At 67.0% G+C, this 17,522-nt stretch carries 18 protein-coding genes; 8 read left to right on the forward strand and 10 right to left on the reverse strand.

The window, feature by feature from the left end; all coding sequences use genetic code 11:
* Positions 1-70 precede the first annotated feature (70 nt).
* From HNP46_RS27455 to HNP46_RS27480, 6 genes are all read left to right on the forward strand, one after another.
* Positions 71-379 (forward strand): hypothetical protein, encoded by a 309-nt coding sequence (locus tag HNP46_RS27455; RefSeq protein ID WP_184595345.1) that lies wholly within the window; start codon positions 71-73, stop codon positions 377-379.
* A gap of 145 nt (positions 380-524) precedes the next feature.
* Positions 525-1,025 (forward strand): thiol peroxidase, encoded by a 501-nt coding sequence (tpx, locus tag HNP46_RS27460; protein ID WP_184595347.1) that lies wholly within the window; start codon positions 525-527, stop codon positions 1,023-1,025.
* 224 nt (positions 1,026-1,249) lie between these two features.
* A complete protein-coding gene (locus HNP46_RS27465) occupies positions 1,250-2,560 on the forward strand; it encodes an MdtA/MuxA family multidrug efflux RND transporter periplasmic adaptor subunit (protein ID WP_184595349.1) in 1,311 nt (436 codons plus the stop codon).
* On the forward strand, positions 2,557-5,679 hold the full coding sequence (locus tag HNP46_RS27470) for an MdtB/MuxB family multidrug efflux RND transporter permease subunit (protein ID WP_184595351.1): 3,123 nt from the start codon (positions 2,557-2,559) through the stop codon (positions 5,677-5,679). Before HNP46_RS27465 ends, HNP46_RS27470 begins: the two co-directional genes overlap by 4 nt.
* Positions 5,679-8,795, forward strand: coding sequence for a multidrug efflux RND transporter permease subunit (locus HNP46_RS27475; RefSeq protein WP_184595353.1), 3,117 nt, complete (start codon positions 5,679-5,681; stop codon positions 8,793-8,795). The genes HNP46_RS27470 and HNP46_RS27475 overlap by 1 nt, the downstream gene beginning before the upstream one ends.
* Positions 8,792-10,267, forward strand: a complete 1,476-nt coding sequence (locus HNP46_RS27480; RefSeq protein ID WP_184595355.1) for an efflux transporter outer membrane subunit — start codon at positions 8,792-8,794, stop codon at positions 10,265-10,267. The genes HNP46_RS27475 and HNP46_RS27480 overlap by 4 nt, the downstream gene beginning before the upstream one ends.
* Positions 10,268-10,280: 13 nt before the next feature.
* Here HNP46_RS27480 and HNP46_RS27485 read toward each other — a convergent pair whose 3' ends face one another.
* The 7 genes from HNP46_RS27485 to HNP46_RS27515 all read right to left on the reverse strand — a co-directional run bounded on the left by HNP46_RS27485 (position 10,281) and on the right by HNP46_RS27515 (position 14,155).
* Positions 10,281-10,574: a hypothetical protein gene (locus HNP46_RS27485; protein WP_184595357.1), complete on the reverse strand. Its 294-nt coding sequence runs from the start codon at positions 10,572-10,574 to the stop codon at positions 10,281-10,283.
* Between the two features lie 29 nt (positions 10,575-10,603).
* Positions 10,604-11,197: a C40 family peptidase gene (locus tag HNP46_RS27490; RefSeq protein ID WP_184595359.1), complete on the reverse strand. Its 594-nt coding sequence runs from the start codon at positions 11,195-11,197 to the stop codon at positions 10,604-10,606.
* A 146-nt stretch (positions 11,198-11,343) separates the two neighbouring features.
* Positions 11,344-11,976: a C40 family peptidase gene (locus HNP46_RS27495; RefSeq protein ID WP_311771847.1), complete on the reverse strand. Its 633-nt coding sequence runs from the start codon at positions 11,974-11,976 to the stop codon at positions 11,344-11,346.
* 123 nt (positions 11,977-12,099) lie between these two features.
* Positions 12,100-12,525, reverse strand: a complete 426-nt coding sequence (locus tag HNP46_RS27500; protein WP_184595362.1) for a VOC family protein — start codon at positions 12,523-12,525, stop codon at positions 12,100-12,102.
* Between the two features lie 21 nt (positions 12,526-12,546).
* Positions 12,547-13,008: a hypothetical protein gene (locus HNP46_RS27505; protein ID WP_184595364.1), complete on the reverse strand. Its 462-nt coding sequence runs from the start codon at positions 13,006-13,008 to the stop codon at positions 12,547-12,549.
* A 92-nt stretch (positions 13,009-13,100) separates the two neighbouring features.
* A complete protein-coding gene (locus HNP46_RS27510) occupies positions 13,101-13,424 on the reverse strand; it encodes an antibiotic biosynthesis monooxygenase family protein (protein ID WP_184595366.1) in 324 nt (107 codons plus the stop codon).
* Positions 13,421-14,155, reverse strand: a complete 735-nt coding sequence (locus HNP46_RS27515) for a CTP synthase C-terminal region-related (seleno)protein (protein WP_184595369.1) — start codon at positions 14,153-14,155, stop codon at positions 13,421-13,423. The genes HNP46_RS27510 and HNP46_RS27515 overlap by 4 nt, the downstream gene beginning before the upstream one ends.
* 108 nt (positions 14,156-14,263) lie before the next feature.
* Here HNP46_RS27515 and HNP46_RS27520 point away from each other — a divergent pair, with 108 nt between their 5' ends.
* Positions 14,264-15,136, forward strand: a complete 873-nt coding sequence (locus HNP46_RS27520; RefSeq protein WP_184595371.1) for a LysR family transcriptional regulator — start codon at positions 14,264-14,266, stop codon at positions 15,134-15,136.
* A 46-nt stretch (positions 15,137-15,182) separates the two neighbouring features.
* On the opposite strand, the gene HNP46_RS27525 is transcribed toward HNP46_RS27520, so the two are convergent.
* The gene (locus HNP46_RS27525) at positions 15,183-15,551 is read right to left on the reverse strand and encodes a hypothetical protein (RefSeq protein WP_184595373.1); all 369 of its coding nucleotides are present in this window, start codon (positions 15,549-15,551) and stop codon (positions 15,183-15,185) included.
* 223 nt (positions 15,552-15,774) lie between these two features.
* On the opposite strand from HNP46_RS27525, the gene HNP46_RS27530 reads away from it, so the two are divergent.
* Entirely contained in the window at positions 15,775-16,101 is a 327-nt protein-coding gene (locus HNP46_RS27530) for an I78 family peptidase inhibitor (RefSeq protein WP_184595375.1), read from the forward strand.
* Positions 16,102-16,160: 59 nt separating this feature from the next.
* Here HNP46_RS27530 and HNP46_RS27535 read toward each other — a convergent pair whose 3' ends face one another.
* Both HNP46_RS27535 and HNP46_RS27540 read right to left on the reverse strand, forming a co-directional pair.
* Entirely contained in the window at positions 16,161-16,418 is a 258-nt protein-coding gene (locus tag HNP46_RS27535; RefSeq protein ID WP_045207829.1) for a hypothetical protein, read from the reverse strand.
* A 124-nt stretch (positions 16,419-16,542) separates the two neighbouring features.
* Positions 16,543-17,466, reverse strand: coding sequence for a LysR family transcriptional regulator (locus HNP46_RS27540; protein WP_184595377.1), 924 nt, complete (start codon positions 17,464-17,466; stop codon positions 16,543-16,545).
* Between the last annotated feature and the right edge of the window lie 56 nt (positions 17,467-17,522).

Consider the following 17,522-nt stretch of genomic DNA (forward strand, 5'->3'; position numbering starts at 1 on the left):
ACGCACCATCGGCCCGGCTGCGGCAACGCCAAGCGGCGAGGGTGCGCTCGCCGGACAGGGAGAATCTGCGATGGTCACTCACTACAAGGTCAAGGGCCACCTGGCCTGCGGTCACAGCGGCAAGCACCTGGAGTCCACCAGCGAACTCAACCGCGTGAAGTGCCGCAGTTGCCGCAACACCGAGGTCTACAAGGAAGCCCGCCGTGATGCCCGCAACGCCGCGCGCCGCGCCCAGCGCAAGGCCCGCGCCGCAGCCGTGCACAACGATTGGCGCAGCTTCTGGGAAAAACGCCTGGCCGCCATGCCGGGCAGCCAGCGCCTGCCGCGCGGGTTCCACGACCAGGCTCACGTTGGAGCGGCTGTGGCGGCGGCCGCCTGAGTCGGGAGTGAGGGGGGAGGCGTGTCCGGAGCATGCCCGAGCATTAAGCTCGGGAAAGTCGTGCTAGCATCTGCCCCGGCCCCGAATCCTCCTGCGGCGCTGGCAACCCGCCAGCGCCGCCATCCCTCACAGAAGGACCCAAGCAATGGCTCAAGTCACCCTCAAGGGCAACCCGGTATCCGTCGATGGCAAGCTGCCGCAGAAAGGCGAGCAGGCCCCGGCCCTGTCGCTGGTTGCCGGCAACCTGTCCGACGTTACCCTGGAAACCTACGCCGGCAAGCGCAAGGTGCTGAACATCTTCCCCAGCGTCGACACCCCGACCTGCGCCACCTCCGTGCGCAAGTTCAACGCCGAGGCGAGCAAGCTGGCCAACACCGTCGTACTGTGCGTCTCCGCTGACCTGCCGTTCGCCCAGGCGCGCTTCTGCGGCGCCGAAGGCCTGGAGAACGTGGTGAACCTGTCCACCCTGCGTGGCCGCGAGTTCCTCGCCAACTACGGCGTGGCCATCGCCGACGGCCCGCTGGCCGGCCTGGCCGCCCGCGCCGTGGTGGTACTGGACGAGCAGAACAAGGTGCTGCACAGCGAGCTGGTGGGCGAGATCGCCGACGAGCCGAACTACGCTGCCGCCATCGCCGCCCTGAGCTGATGCTCGGGCGCTGAGGCGCCGGGCCGACCCGCCAGGGTCGGCCCATCTGCGCGGAACCCTTTCCGCCGATCCGGGTCGCAATGTCCCGGAATTTCGTAACCCCCGGTAAATCAAAGGTAAATAGCGGGTAAAGAGACTTTGCCTGCGGCGCGGCTGTGCTTATCGTTCAGCCTCGCTATGCTCACTTTCTTGCGCCAAGACCACCTTTCATAAGACAGAGCCCCATGACTGCAAGCAACGGATCGCCCTCCAAACTCCGCAAACTGCGCCCCTGGCTCATTACCGCGCTGCTGTTCGCCGCCGTGGTCGGGCTGATCATGTGGCTGCACTCGACGTCCAGCGGCGCGCCGGCAGCCCAGGGCGGGCGCGGTGGGCGACCGGGGGCGGGGCAGATGGCCGGGCAGGGCGGCACCGCGGTGACGGTCAGCGTCGCCCCGGCGGTGAAGGGTGACCTGCCGGTGCATTATCACGCTCTCGGCACGGTGACGGCCTACAACACCGTCAACGTCCGCGCGCGGGTCAGCGGCCAGTTGATCAAGGTGCCGTTCCAGGAAGGCCAGGAAGTGAAGGCCGGCGACGTACTCGCGGTGATCGACCCGCGTCCGTTCCAGGCCGCGCTGGACCAGGCCCAGGGCACCCTGCTGCAGAATCAGGCACAGCTGAAGAACGCGCAGATCGACCTGGCACGCTACAAGGGCCTGTATGCCGAGGACTCCATCGCCAAGCAGACCCTGGACACCCAGGAAGCCCAGGTGCGCCAGTACGAAGGCACGCTCAAGACCAACCAGGGCCAGGTCGCCGACGCCAAGCTCAACCTCGAGTTCACCCAGGTGCGCGCGCCCATCGCCGGTCGCGTCGGCCTGCGCCAGGTGGACGTGGGCAACCTGGTCACCTCCGGCGACACCACGCCGCTGGTGGTGATCACCCAGGTCAAGCCGATCTCCGTGGTGTTCAGCCTGCCGCAGCAGCAGTTGGGCACCATCGCCCGCGAGCTGTACAGCGGCAAGCCGGTGCCGGTGGAAGCGATGGACCGCAACCAGAACCAGACCCTGGCCACCGGCGTGCTGAAGACCCTGGACAACCAGATCGACACCACCACCGGCACGGTCAAGCTCAAGGCCGGTTTCGAGAACGCCGACCACAAGCTGTTCCCCAACCAGTTCGTCAACGTGCGCCTGCTCGCCGAGACCCTGCCGGGCGTGCTGACCATTCCGGCCAACGCCGTGCAGCGTGGCAACGACGGCACCTACGTGTACCTGGTCGGCGAGGAGAACAAGGCCAAGCGTCAGTTGATCACCCTGGGCACCAGCGAGAGCGAGCGCGTGGTGGTCACCGAAGGCCTGAAGGAGGGCGACCGCGTGGTCGTCGAGGGCACCGACCGCCTGCGCGACGGCACCCGCATGAACATCGCCGCCTCCGACGCCAAGGCGCGCGCCGCAGCCGGTGAGGAGGGCGACAAGTCCACCGCCAAGCCCTTCGGCTCGACCGATCCTGTGGAGAGCAGCCCCGTCCAGGACAGCGGTAAGAGCGAATGAACCCGTCCCGCCTGTTCATCCTGCGGCCGGTCGCCACCACGCTGTTGATGGTGGCGATCCTGCTGTCGGGGATCATCGCCTACCGCTTCCTGCCGATCTCGGCGCTGCCGGAAGTGGACTACCCGACCATCCAGGTGGTGACCCTGTATCCCGGCGCCAGCCCGGACATCATGACCTCCTCGGTCACCGCGCCGCTGGAGAACCAACTGGGGCAGATTCCCGGCCTCAACGAGATGTCCTCCACCAGCTCCGGCGGCGCCTCGGTGATCACCCTGCAGTTCAGCCTGCAGATCAACCTCGACGTGGCCGAGCAGGAAGTCCAGGCGGCGATCAACACCGCGCAGAGCCTGCTGCCCAAGGACCTGCCGAACCAGCCGGTGTACAGCAAGGTGAACCCGGCGGATGCACCGATCCTGACGCTGGCGGTGATGTCCCCGGACATGCCGCTGCCGCAGATCCAGGACCTGGTGGACACCCGTCTTGCGCAGAAGATCTCGCAGATTTCCGGCGTCGGCCTGGTCAGCATCAGCGGCGGCCAGCGTCCGGCCGTGCGCATCCGCGCCAACCCCGGCGCACTGGCGGCTGCCGGCCTGAGCCTGGAAGACCTGCAGACCACCGTCACCAACAACAACCTCAACGGCCCCAAGGGCAGCTTCGACGGCCCGACGCGGTCCTCGACCCTGGACGCCAACGACCAGCTCAAATCCGCCGACGCCTACCGCGACCTGATCATCGCCTACAAGAACGGCTCGCCGCTGCGCGTGCGCGACGTGGCGAGCGTGGAGGACGACGCCGAGAACGTGCGCCTCGCCGCCTGGGCCAATACCTCGCCTGCGGTGGTGCTGAACATCCAGCGCCAGCCGGGCGCGAACGTCATCGAGGTGGTGGACAGCATCAAGAAGATGCTCCCGCAGCTGCAGGCAACCCTGCCCGGCAGCCTGGAAGTGACGGTGCTCACCGACCGCACCACGACCATCCGCGCCTCGGTGGCGGACGTGCAGTTCGAGCTGTTCCTCGCCGTCTGCCTGGTGGTGATGGTCACCTTCCTGTTCCTGCGCAATATCTCCGCGACGCTGATCCCCAGCTTCGCCGTGCCGCTGTCGCTGATCGGCACCTTCGGCGTGATGTACCTCGCCGGCTTCTCGATCAATAACCTGACGCTGATGGCACTGACCATCGCCACCGGCTTCGTGGTGGACGACGCCATCGTCATGGTGGAGAACATCGCCCGCTACCTGGAACAGGGTGATCCACCGCTGGAGGCTGCGCTCAAGGGCTCGAAGCAGATCGGCTTCACCATCATCTCGCTGACCTTCTCGCTGATCGCCGTGCTGATCCCGCTGCTGTTCATGGGCGATGTGGCCGGGCGGCTGTTCCGCGAGTTCGCCATCACCCTGGCGGTGGCGATCCTGATATCGGGCTTCGTTTCCCTGACCCTGACGCCGATGCTCAGCGCCAAGCTGCTGCGCCACGTCGAGCCGGAGAAGGAAGGGCGCTTCGCCCGCGCCGCCGGGCGCTTCATCGACAACATGATCGAGCGCTACGCCGCCGCCCTGCGCGTGGTGCTGCGCCACCAGGGGCTGACCCTGCTGGTGGCCATCGGCACTGTGGTGCTCACCGCGCTGCTGTACATCTTCATGCCCAAGGGCTTCTTCCCGGTGCAGGACACCGGGGTGATCCAGGGCATCGCCGAGGCGCCGCAATCGATCTCCTTCCAGTCCATGGCGAGCCGCCAGCAGGACCTGGCGAAGATCGTCCTCAAGGACCCGGCGGTGCAGAGCCTGTCCTCGTTCATCGGCGTCGATGGCACCAACGCCACCCTCAACACCGGGCGCCTGCTGATCAACCTCAAGCCCCATGCGGATCGCGACGTCACCGCCAGCGAGGTGATCCACCGCCTGCAGCCGGAACTGGACCAGATCGCCGGCATCAAGCTGTACATGCAGCCGGTGCAGGACCTGACCATCGAAGACCGCATCGCCCGCACCCAGTACCAGTTCACCCTGCAGGATGCCGACCCCGACGTGCTCGCCGACTGGGTGCCACGCCTGGTCGATCGCCTGCAGCAATTGCCGGAGCTGGCCGACGTGGCCACCGACTGGCAGGACAAGGGCCTGCAGGCCTACATCAACATCGACCGCGATACCGCCTCGCGCCTGGGTGTGAGCCTGTCGAGCATCGACAGCGTGCTGTACAACGCCTTCGGCCAGCGGCTGATCTCGACCATCTTCACCCAGGCCACGCAGTACCGCGTGGTGCTGGAAGTGGCGCCGGAATTCCAGATCGGCCCGCAGTCGCTGGAGAACCTCTACGTCCCGGCCAGCGACGGCACCCAGGTGCGCCTGTCGAGCCTGGCCAAGGTCGAGGAGCGCCACACGCTGCTGGCGGTCAACCACATCGCCCAGTTCCCGGCCGCGACCATCTCCTTCAACCTGGCCAAGGGCGTCGCCCTCGGCGAGGCGGTGCAGGCGATCCGCGATGTCGAGGCGCAGATGGAAATGCCCGTCAGCCTGCAGGGCAGCTTCCGCGGCGCCGCCCAGGCGTTCGAGGCGTCGCTGTCCAACACCCTGCTGCTGGTGCTGGCGTCCATCGTCACCATGTACATCGTGCTGGGCATCCTCTACGAGAGCTTCATCCACCCGGTGACCATCCTCTCCACGCTGCCCTCGGCGGGCGTGGGCGCGCTGCTGGCGCTGATGCTCTCGGGGCAGGACATCGGCATCGTGGCGATCATCGGCATCATCCTGCTGATCGGCATCGTCAAGAAGAACGCGATCATGATGATCGACTTCGCCCTGGACGCCGAACGCAACGAGGGCAAGCCGCCCCATGAGGCGATCTACCAGGCGTGCCTGCTGCGCTTCCGGCCGATCCTGATGACCACCATGGCTGCGCTGCTCGGCGCATTGCCGCTGATGCTCGCCGGCGGTGCCGGCGCCGAGCTGCGCCAGCCGCTGGGCGTGACCATGGTCGGCGGCCTGCTGGTCAGCCAGTTGCTGACGCTGTTCACCACGCCGGTGATCTACCTGTACTTCGACCGACTGGCCGCGCGCTGGGCCGCCTGGCGTGGCCGCCATGGCCTCGACGTGAACAGCATCGACCCGGCGGAGCGCACCTGATGGGCGGCCTGTCGCGCCTGTTCATCCTGCGCCCGGTCGCCACCTGCCTGCTGACCCTGGCGCTGATGCTGGCCGGCGGGCTGTCGTTCAGCCTGCTGCCGGTGGCGCCGCTGCCCAACGTGGATTTCCCGACCATCCTGGTGCAGGCCTCTCTGCCTGGCGCCAGTCCGGAAACCATGGCCTCCACCGTGGCGACGCCGCTGGAGCGCTCGCTGGGGCGGATCGCCGGGGTCACCGACATGACCTCCAGCAGCTCCCTGGGCAACAGTACCATCATCATCCAGTTCGACCTGTCGAAAGACATCGACGGTGCCGCGCGCGAGGTGCAGTCGGCGATCAACGCGGCGATGAGCCTGCTGCCCAGCGGCATGCCGAACAACCCGACGTACCGCAAGGCGAACCCGTCGGACATGCCGATCATGATCCTCACCCTGACCTCCGATACCTACACCCGCGGGCAGATGTACGACCTCGCCTCGACCATCGTCTCGCCGAAGCTTGCGCAGGTGAAGGGGGTGGGGCAGGTGAGCATCGGCGGCTCCTCGCTGCCGGCAGTGCGCGTGGATGTGAATCCGGACCAGCTCAGCCAGTACGGCATTTCCCTGGACACGGTACGCACCGCGATCAACAACACCAACGCCGACGGGCCCAAGGGTTCGCTGGAGTTCGGTGAACGGCACTGGCAGGTGGATTCCAACGACCAGCTGCGCAAGGCCAGCGAATACGCGCCGCTGATCGTCCACTACAACGCCGAGACCGGTGCGGCAGTGCGCCTGAAGGACGTGGCCAAGGTTACCGACTCGGTGGAGGACGTGCGCAACGCCGGCTTCTCCGACGACCTGCCGGCGGTGCTGCTGATCATCACCCGCCAGCCCGGCGCCAACATCATCGAGGCCACCGACGCCATCCACGAGCAGTTGCCGATCATCCAGGACGTGCTCGGCCCGCAGGTGAAACTGTCGGTGATGGACGACCGCAGCCCGTCGATCCGCTCCTCGCTGGAAGAGGCCGAGCTGACCCTGATCATCTCCGTGGTGCTGGTGATCCTGGTGGTCTACCTGTTCCTGCGCAACGGCCGCGCCACGCTGATTCCCAGCCTGGCGGTGCCGGTGTCGCTGGTGGGCACCTTCGCGGTCATGTACCTGTGCGGCTTCTCGCTGAACAACCTGTCGCTGATGGCGCTGATCATCGCCACCGGCTTCGTGGTGGACGACGCCATCGTGGTGGTGGAGAACATCGCCCGGCGCATCGAAGAGGGCGACCCGCCGATCCAGGCTGCCATTCGCGGTGCTAGAGAGGTGAGCTTTACCGTGCTGTCGATGACCCTGTCGCTGGTGGCGGTATTCATCCCGCTGCTGCTGATGGGCGGCATCACCGGGCGGCTGTTCCGTGAATTCTCGGTGACCCTGGCGGCGGCCATCCTGGTCTCGCTGGTGGTTTCGCTGACGCTGACGCCGATGCTCTGCGCACGCCTGCTCAAGCCGGTGGAGCGTGGGCCGAAGAAGGCTTCGGTGGAGCGCCAGAGCAACCGCTATTTCGTCGCCTTCATGCAGCGCTACCGCGCCAGCCTCAGCTGGGCGCTGGAGCACTCGCGGCTGATGGTGGTGATCATGCTCGGCTGCATCGCGCTGAATCTGTACCTGTTCGTGGTGGTGCCCAAGGGCTTCCTGCCGCAGCAGGACTCCGGGCGCCTGCGCGGCTTCGCGGTGGCTGACCAGAGCATCTCGTTCCAGGCGCTGGACAAGAAGATGGCGCAGTTCCGCAAGATCCTCTCCGAGGATCCGGGCGTGGAGAACGTGGTGGGCTTCGTCGGTGGCGGCAAGTGGCAGTCGAGCAACACCGGCTCGTTCTTCGTCACCCTCAAGGACATCACCGAGCGCGACTCCGCCGAAGCCATCGTCAATCGCCTGCGCAAGAAGCTCGCCGAAGTGCCCGGCGCCAACCTGTTCCTCGTCGCTGGCCAGGACGTGCGCATCGGCGGCCGCCAGGGCAACGCGCAGTACGACTTCACCCTGCGCAGTGACGACCTCAACCTGCTGCGCGAGTGGGCGCCCAAGGTCGAGGCGGCGATGAACAAGGTGCCGCAGATCGTCGACGTCAACAGCGATGCCCAGGACAAGGGCGGGCAGAGTCGCCTGGTGATCGACCGCGACCGCGCGGCGAGCCTGGGGGTGAACGTCGCCGAGGTGGATGCGGTGCTGAACAATTCCTACGGCCAGCGCCAGGTCTCGACCATCTTCAACCCGCTGAACCAGTACCACGTGGTGATGGAAGTCGCCCAGCCGTACCAGGAATCGCCCGAAGAGTTGCGCCAGGTCTATGTGATCAACAGCGAAGGCGAGCGCATCCCGCTGTCGTCCTTCACCCATATCGAACCCAGCCGCGCGCCGCTGGAGGTCAACCACCAGGGCCAGTTCGCTGCGACCACCTTCTCCTTCAACCTGGCCCAGGGCGCTCAGATCGGCCCGGCTCGCGATGCGATCATGGCGGCGGTGGAGCCGATCCACCTGCCGATGGAAATCCAGGCCACCTTCGAAGGCAATGCCGGCGCGGTGCAGGACACGCAGAACGACATGCCCTGGCTGATCCTGCTGGCGCTGGTGTCGGTCTACATCGTGCTGGGCATCCTCTACGAGAGCTACGTGCACCCGCTGACCATCCTCTCGACGCTGCCCTCGGCGGGCGTCGGCGCGCTGCTCACGCTGATGCTGTTCCGCACCGAGCTGTCGCTGATCGCGCTGATCGGGGTGATCCTGCTGATCGGCATCGTCAAGAAGAACGCCATCATGATGATCGACTTCGCCCTGGATGCCGAACGCACCCTCGGCCTGTCGCCGCGCGATGCGATCCTGGAAGCGGCGATGAAGCGCTTCCGGCCGATCATGATGACCACCCTGGCCGCCATCCTCGGCGCGCTGCCGCTGATCTTCGGCATCGGCGGCGACGCCGCGCTGCGCCGCCCGCTGGGCATGACCATCGTTGGCGGCCTGATCGGCAGCCAGTTGCTGACCCTGTACACCACCCCCGTCGTCTACCTCTACCTCGACCGCCTGCGCCATTGGGTCAACAAGAAGCGCGGCGTGCGCACCGACGGCGCCCTGGAGACACCCGTATGATCCGCCCCCGCAATTTCCTGCCCCTGGCCCTGGCAATTGCCCTGGCCGGCTGTGCCATCGGCCCGGACTATCAGCGTCCCGAACTGACGGTGCCGGCCAGCTTCAAGGAGGGCGAGGGTTGGCAGCTGGCCAAGCCGCAGGACGGCTTCAACCACGGCGCCTGGTGGGAGCTGTACGGTGACGCCACGCTCAACGACCTGCAGGCCCGCCTGGTAGCCGCCAACCAGACCCTGGCGCAATCCGTTGCGTCCTACCGCCAGGCCCAGGCGCTGGCCAGGGGCGCGCGTTCGTCGTTCTTCCCCACCCTCAGCGGCGACGTCGGCAAGACCCGTTCCGGGCAGGGCACCGGCAGCGGCGGCAGCGTTCGCCTGCCGGACGGCTCCACCGTCAGCAGTGGCGGTGGCAGCAGCTCGATCAGCAACAGCTACTCGGCCAGCCTGGGCGTGAGCTGGGAGCTGGACCTGTGGGGCAAGCTGCGCCGCCAGCTGGAAGCCGATACCGCGAGCATGGATGCCAGCGCCGCGGACCTGGCCAACTCGCGCCTGTCGCTGCAATCCCAGCTGACCCAGAACTACCTGCAACTGCGCGTGATGGACCAGCAGATCAAGCTGCTCAACGACACGGTCACGGCTTACCAGCGCTCGCTCAAGCTCACCGAGAACCAGTACAACGCCGGCATCGTCACCAAGGCCGACGTCGCCCAGGCGCGCACCCAGCTGAAAAGCACCGAGGCCCAGGCCATCGACCTGAAGTACCAGCGTGCGCAGCTGGAGCATGCCATCGCGGTGCTGGTCGGCGTGCCGCCGGCGCAGTTCTCCCTGGCCGCCGTCGACGCCGTGCCGAGCCTGCCGAACGTGCCGGCGCTGTTGCCCTCCGAGCTGCTGCAGCGCCGCCCGGACGTAGCCTCCGCCGAGCGCCAGGTGATCTCGGCCAATGCCAAGATCGGCGTGGCCAAGGCCGCCTGGTTCCCCGACCTGACCCTCACCGCCGCTGGCGGCTACCGCAGCGGCAGCTTCCAGAACTGGATCGAGACGCCCAACCGCTACTGGTCCATCGGCCCGCAGTTCGCCATGACCCTGTTCGACGGCGGCCTGATCGCCTCCCAGGTCGAGCAGGCCGAGGCGAGCTACGATCAGACCGTGGCCAACTACCGGCAGACCGTGCTGGACAGCTTCCGCGAAGTCGAGGACTACATGGTCCAGCTCAAGGTGCTGGAGGAGGAGAGCGGCGTGCAGCAGGAGGCGCTGGATGCCGCCCGCGAGGCGCTGCGCCTGACCACCAACCAGTACAAGGCCGGCACCATCGACTACAGCAATGTGGTCACCACCCAGACCAGCGCGCTGTCCAACGAACGGACGCTGCTGACCCTCACCGGCAGCCGACTGACCGCCAGCGTGCAGTTGATCGCGGCGTTGGGTGGTGGCTGGGATGCAGCGAAGATCGCCGAGGAAGGGCAGGCGACGCGGGACTGAGCCCGCGTAGGGCTCAATCTTCGATCAGGGCGCTGAGGGGAATGCGGAAACGGTTTTCCCCGTCCAGCGACTTGATGCCGCGCGGGTTGGCCGTGCTCACCAGCACGCTACCGTCCAGACGCTCCAGCACTTCGCAGTCGATGCGGCCGACCGCCGGCAGGCGGTCATCGCTGCTGGCGGTGCGCAGCCGGGAGCGCGGTTTGAGGAAGCGCCAGTCGCGGCCACCGGCATCGATCAGGCGACACTCGGCCCACCCGGCGAAGCAGTCGTCGGTGTAACGCACAATCTCGACCCGAAGGCTGGGCATGTTCACGGCATCTCTTGATGGAAAAGGACTCAGCCGCTGAAGCGGCGAGCGGTGGTGAAGCTGCGTTGCCAGTAGCTGTTGGTCAGCGAATCGAGGCGAATGGTTTCACCGGAACTGGGTGCATGGATGAACTGGTTGTTGCCCACGTACAGCCCGACGTGGCTGGTGGCCCCGCGGCCATTGCGGTTGAAGAACACCGCATCGCCCGGCCGGAGTTCGTGGCGGCCCACTCGGGCACCGCCGTTCTCGATCATTTCGCCGGTGGTGCGCGGCACCTTCATGCCGGCCTCGGTGCGGAACAGGTAGACCAGCAGACCGCTGCAGTCGAAGCCGCTGGCCACCGAGCTGCCGCCGAAGCGATAGGGGATGCCGATCAGTTCGTGGGCGCGGGCCACCACGCGGGAATTGCTGCTGGCCTTGCCCCTGTGCAGGCCGGCCTGCGCTGCGCGGCGGGCGCCCAGGTGCTGGCGAACGACATTGCGGTTGACGATTTTTCCCTGGGCCGCCCGCGAGAGTTTCGCGCTGGCCTGATGGGGGGCGCTGCTGCGAGTTTCGCGGGCTTCGGCCGGGGCCATGGCAAAGCCAAGCAGCAGGGCGGTGCTCAGAAGGATCAGGGGACGCATGGGAACTACATCGGGATGACGGCGGATAAAAAGGGCTGCCATCTTAAAAATCTGCCCGCAGCAGCGAACGTGGGATCGCTGCAAATGCCGGTGGGACTTTTCTGATTGCCGACTGAAGGGTGACTCGCCTGCGAATGCGCGTCCGGTCAGCCGCTGAACCTGCGGGCCGTGGTGTAGCTGCGCTGCCAGTAGCTGTTGTCCAGCGAATCGATGCGGATGGTCTTGCCGGTGCTGGGAGCGTGGATGAAGCGGTCGTCACCGATGTACAGGCCGACATGGCTGGCAGAGCCCTCGCCATTGTGGTTGAAGAACACGGCGTCGCCCGGCTGCAGCTGGTCGCGGTCGACCTTGTTGTGGCGCTGCGCGATCATCGAGGCGGTGGTGCGTGGCAGCTTGCGATTGGCGACGCTGCGGTACAGGTAGACCAGCAGCCCGCTGCAGTCGAAGCCGGTCTCCACGGTCTCGCCACCCCAGCGGTAGGGCGTGCCGATGAGTTCGTGGGCGCGGGCGATGATGCGCTGGCTCTGCCGCTCGCTCAGGTGCAGGTTCTTCCTGCGCAATTCGCGGAGCTTGGCCATGGCCCGCTCCTGGGCGGGGGTGAGGCGCGCGTCCTGGCCTGCCGGGTTGCGTTCGCCGCTGTCCGCGCGGCGAGCGGCCGAACGGCTTTGCACGCTGAGGTCATAGCGCCGCCAGGCGGGCGCGTCGAGGTCATCGGCCATGACCAGCGGTGCGCCCAGCACGCAGAAAAGATAAAACAGCAGCCAGCGGAGCAGGCGCACGTCGATTCACCTCGTGGTGATTGATGAAGACGGCGCATCCTAGGTTTGGCTGGGGAATTTCTATGTAGGAGAATTCCAGATGGCTTGAAGGCAAAATCTAGTGGGGATCAGCGGTCCTACGCTTCAGCGCGCGAACAACTGGCCGATGTCCTTGAAGGCCTTGAACTCCAGGGCATTGCCGCAGGGGTCGAAGAGAAACAGCGTGGCCTGTTCGCCCACCTGCCCCTGGAAGCGCACGTGGGGTTCGATGACGAACCGCGTGCCGCGCTCGCGAAGCCGCTGTGCCAGGCGCTCCCAGTCCTGCCAGGGCAGGACCACGCCGAAATGCGGCACCGGCACGTCGTGGCCATCCACCGCGTTGGTGTGCGCCGCCTCCTGGCTGGCGGTGCGCGGGTGCTGGTGGATCACCAGCTGGTGGCCGAAGAAGTCGAAGTCCACCCACTGGGCGCTGCTGCGCCCTTCGCTGAGGCCGAACACTTCGCCGTAGAAGCGCCGTGCCAGCTCCAGGTCGTAGACCGGAATGGCCAGGTGGAAGGGTGACAGCGCCATGTCGGGGGCTCCCTGGGTGAATCAGGCCGGCACTGCCAGCAGGCGGGTGATGGCGGCTTTCGCCGCGCTCATCTGGCCTTCGCGGGCCAGGCGGGTGAATTGCAGCAGGGCATGCTCATGCTCGGCGAGGTCGTCGAGGATGTCGCGGTCATCGTCGTCGCCTTCGTCGGCCAGGCTGTCGTAGCGCTCGACGTAGGGCTCCACCAGCACTTCGAGCTTCTCCAGGGTCTGCGGCCAGTCCAGCCCCAGCCAGTCGGCAGCGCGCTGGCGCCCCTGTTCGGCGGCGTGGGCGGTGTCGCCCAGCGGCAGGCCGTGGCGCTGCAGCAGGCGCGCCATGCGCAGGCCGGTCTGGCGCTCCAGGCGCGCCAGCAGGAGCATCGAGGTGGCGCCCTCCGGCAGTTGCTCGGCCAGGCCGAGGAAGAAGTTCTCGCCGCGGACTTCGCCCAGGTAGGCGGCCTGCAGTTCACTGGCTTGTCGGTGCATGCGTCGGTCCCCCTTTGCTGAATGCGACCAGCCTAGACGAAGTGCGCCGGGCATCGAACCCGGCATGTCGTGTCTGGGCCAGAACGGGTCGCTCAGCGTTCGAAGCCGTAGTCGCGCTCGACCCGGCTGACGCGCACGCGAAAGGCGCTGTACCAGTCACGGCGGCCGGCCTGCTGGGCCAGGCGGTGCTCGGCCTGCTGCTTCCAGTGGCGGATCGCGGCCTCGTCGCGCCAGTAGGAGACGGTGATCCCCAGGCCGTCGGCGCCTCGCGCCGATTCGACGCCGAGGAAGCCATCCTGTTGTGCGGCCAGCTCCAGCATGCGTTCGGCGGTGGCGCCGTAGCCTTCGTCCGACTCGCTGCGGTAGGAGGTGAAGGTCACGGCGTAGTAGGGCGGCTGCGGCGTGCTGGCGATCATGCGGGGCTCCCGATGCGACTGGATTGATAACGGAAGGCGGCGGACAGCAGCGCTTCGGCCAGCGGCACGGCGATGCCGGCCAGGGCCTTGCGCTCGGGCTGGAACAGGGTGGCGAGGAAGAATGGGTGGTCGGTGGCTTCCAGCGCACGGATGTTGCCGTCCTCGTCATGGGCGCAGGCGCGCAGCGAGTTGCCGAACAGCTCGTCCTGGAACTGCGGGTTCACCCCGTAGCTGCAACGGTAGCCTTCGCGGATTTGCGCCAGGCCGTAGATCGCCGCCAGGTGCGAGCCGGGGACCAGGCGAATGCTCTCGCTGACTTCCAGCAGCGAACAGGGCAGGGCGCTCACCACCGGGCGCGCGGCTTGCGGGTCCATCTCGGCGTGGGCCGCATCGCTCCAGCCCAGGACGTTGCGCGCACGCTCCAGCAGGGCATGCTGGAAGCCGCCGCAGGTGCCCAGGAAGGGCACCTGGTTCTCGCGGGCGAATCTGATCGCACGCAGGGCGCCTTCGGTGTCGTGGTAGGGGCTGCCGGGGATGGCCCAGAAACCGGAGTAGGCCTCCAGGTCCTGGCCCTGCGCCAGGGTGGGGGTATCCAGCCAGTCGATGCGCAGCGTCCCCGAATGTGGCAGCAGCGATTGCTGCAGGGCCAGGGGAATGGCCCAGTGGGCGATGACGCGACTGTTGCGGTCGCCGATCAGTCCGATACGCAGTGCCTTGCGACGTTTTCCCATGCTCGTGTTCCCCCGGCGTCGTGGCCCGTTGGCGGGCCCATGGGGAGTAATTTATAGTTGCGCAGGCGCAATCGAAAATGGGCGATTTCGCAACCTTGGAGTGCGTCTATGCAATATCGACTGGAATACGCCGACCTCGCCCTGGTGCTTGCCCTGGTGCGTGGTGGCAGCCTGGCCCGCGCCGCCGAACTGCTCGGGGTCGACGTCTCCACCGTATTCCGCGCGGTGCGACGGCTGGAGAAGGCGCTGGGCACCGCGCTGTTCGAAAAGGGCCGCAATGGCTACCTGGCCACGGCCTCCGCGCAACAGCTCGCCACCCAGGCCGAATTGGCCGAACAGGCGCTGGAAGCGGCGCGCCTGTCCCTGGAGCAGGGCCAGGAGGTGCTCAGCGGCACCGTGCGCCTGACCTGTTCGGACACCGTGCTGCAGGGCCTGCTGCTGCCGGCCCTGGCGCGCTTCATGAAGCGCTACCCGGCGCTCAACCTGGAGCTGACCACCTCCAACGCCTTCGCCAACCTCAGCCGCCGTGACGCCGACATCGCCCTGCGCCTGACCAATGCACCGCCCGAGCATCTGGTCGGACGCCAGCTGGGCGAGGTGCATTACGTGCTCTGTGCCCATCGCGACTACCTGGCCGAACAGGGCGAGCGGCCCTGGCAGGAGATGAGCTGGATCGCCCCGGACGATTTTCTGCCCGACCACTCCAGCGTCGCCTGGCGTCGCCAGGCGTTCCCCACGGTGCTGCCGGCGTACCGCTGCAACAGCATGCTCTCGGTGCTCGACCTGTGCCGCGCGGGGCTGGGGCTGGCGGCGCTGCCGGCGTTCCTGCTGCGTCCTGGCGACGGCCTGCAGGTACTCGAACCGGAACTGCCCGGCTGCAGCATCCATCTCTGGCTGCTGACTCGCCCCGACTGCCGCGCGCTGCGAGCGGTGGTGACGCTGTTCGAGGAGCTGGCCGGCAGCATCAGCCTGCCGGCCTGAACGAAAAGACCCCACGCGCAGGTGGGGTCTTTCGGGGGCAGGGGTTCTACCAGTGGCGGTAGTGACCGCCGTAGTAGCCCGGGCCGTAGTAGCGCGGCGGGCCGTAATAGCGCGGTGGTCCGTAGTAACGCGGACCCGGCACCACCACCACCGGGCGATACACCGGCTGGTAGACGGGCTGGTACACCGGCACCGGCTGGTAGTACACCGGCGCCGGCGGGTAATAGGCCACCGGTGGCGGTGGGGCGTAATAGGGGGCCGGCGCGGGTTGCGACCCGGCGACCACGGCACCCCCGACCACGGCACCCACCACGGCGCCGATGGCGGCAGCATCGGTACGGCTGTTGGCCATGGCCTGGCCCGCGAGGGCGAAGCCGGCGCAGAGCAGGACGATTGGGGGGAGTCGGCGAAGCATGATGCACCTCCAGAGGAACCCGGCGAGGATCCCGGTATCTATGAGACATCGGCCGTGAGGGAATCGTGACGCTGCCGGTGTAAAGGTTGTGTAAATGGCGCCGCGTGGCTCTGCGACGGGGCACTGCGTGCATCAGCTTGCAATACTTCGACGCGTCGCCGCAGCCTGCGGGCTGGTAAGGTGGCGCCTTTCGTGTTCTTCAGAAGAAACAGGGAGACTTTCCATGCCCTTGAACCGAGTGACCATGTTGTCGCTTCTGGCTGTCGCCGCCCTGGCCGGCTGCAGCTCCAAGGACTCCTCACCCGACGCCGCACCGCTGGCGGCGGACAACTCGTCGGCCATGACCGGCACCTGCAACGCCAAGGCGGTGCAGTCGATCGTCGGCAAGGTCGTCACCCCGACCCTGACCGAGGAAGCCCGCCGCGATGCCGGCGCCAGCGTCGCCCGCGTGCTCACCCCGCACCAGCCGGTGACCATGGAGTACAACTCGCAGCGCCTGAATATCGATGTCGACGACAGCCAGGTGGTCAAGCAGGTCTCCTGCGGCTGAGCGGGTCCCGCCCATGAAAAAGCCCCGCCTGAGCGGGGCTTTTGCTTTGCCAGCATCGATCAGCGGTTGGCGGGCTTCTTGATCACGCGCAGCGCCTGGCTGGACTGGTTGACGCATTCCTCGTAGTTGCCGGCCTTTTTCGCCGCCTCGGCCTTGGCGACATACTCGTGGACCGCGTTGACCTTCACGCCGGTCGCGTTCTTGCTGGCGGTCTTGAGGAAGTCGTTGATCTGCTGCAGGTTGCCGTCGCACAGCGCACTGTCAGCGAAAGCCGGTACGGAAAACACCATGGCCAGGAGCAGAGCGTACTTTTTCATGCAGGTTCTCCTCGATTGTCGAAGCGCAAGCCCGGTGGACTGCGTAGCTTGCTAAGTATCGACTCCGCCGGCCCCGGCAAATTCATTTCATTTTCGGCAAAACGCTTTCTCTCTCCGGCAACCCTCAGAGGGCGTTGAAGCGCTGTTCCAGCGCGTGCTCGCGGAAGTGCTCGACCACGCAATCGACGAACGCCCGGGTCTTGGCCGGCAGCAACTTTTGCGCGGCGTAGTAGAGCGCGGTGTTTCCCGCATCGACGTACCACTCCGGCAGCACCCGCACCAGTTGACCGCTGTCCAGATAGGGCACGGCATGCGGCATGCTCACCAGGGTCACGCCCAGGCCCATCAGGGCGGCGACGCATGCGGCTTCCGGGTCGCTGAAGGTCATGCGTTCCTTCAGCGCGATCGGTGCCTGGGCCTGCTGGCGATTGGTCAGCGGCCAGGGGCGGACGCGGCCGGTTTGCGGCGAGCGGATGCGGATACCGTCGTGGCTGGGCAGATCGGACGGGTAGCGGATCGCCGGACGACCGTCGAGGTAGGCCGGGGACGCCAGCAGGACCAGGTGCGCCGGGCTCAGCTTGCGGGCCACCACGCCGGGCGGCAGTTCGAATCCGCCGCCGATGGCGGCGTCGAACCCCTCGGCGATGAGGTCGACCTGGCGGTTGTCGAAATGCCAGTCGGGGCGGATCGCCGGGTAGCGCTGCAGGAACTCGCCCAGCAGCGGCAGGACGTAGTCGCGGCCGAACACCAGCCCCATGCTCACCTTCAGCATCCCGCTGGGCTGGCCGTCGGCGCTGGCCAGGTTGGCGATGGCGCCCTGCAGGCTGGCCAGGCCGCCACTGGCTTCGTCGAGAAATCTTTCGCCGGCCTCGGTCAAGGTCAGGCTGCGGGTACTACGCTGGAACAGCCGCACGCCCAGGTTGTTCTCCAGCCGCGCCACGTTCTTGCTCACCGCTGCCGGTGTCAGGCCCAGCCTGCGCGCGGCGGCGGCGAAGCTGCCGGCCTCGGCGCTGCGGACGAAGCATTCGATACTGATCAGGCTTTCCATGGGTGGTATTCCATACCTTTGGTATCGACTGAATATAGCGATTACTGGCTACCGGG

The sequence above is a fragment of the Pseudomonas nitroreducens genome (assembly GCF_014204515.1).
Lineage (GTDB): Bacteria > Pseudomonadota > Gammaproteobacteria > Pseudomonadales > Pseudomonadaceae > Pseudomonas > Pseudomonas nitritireducens_A.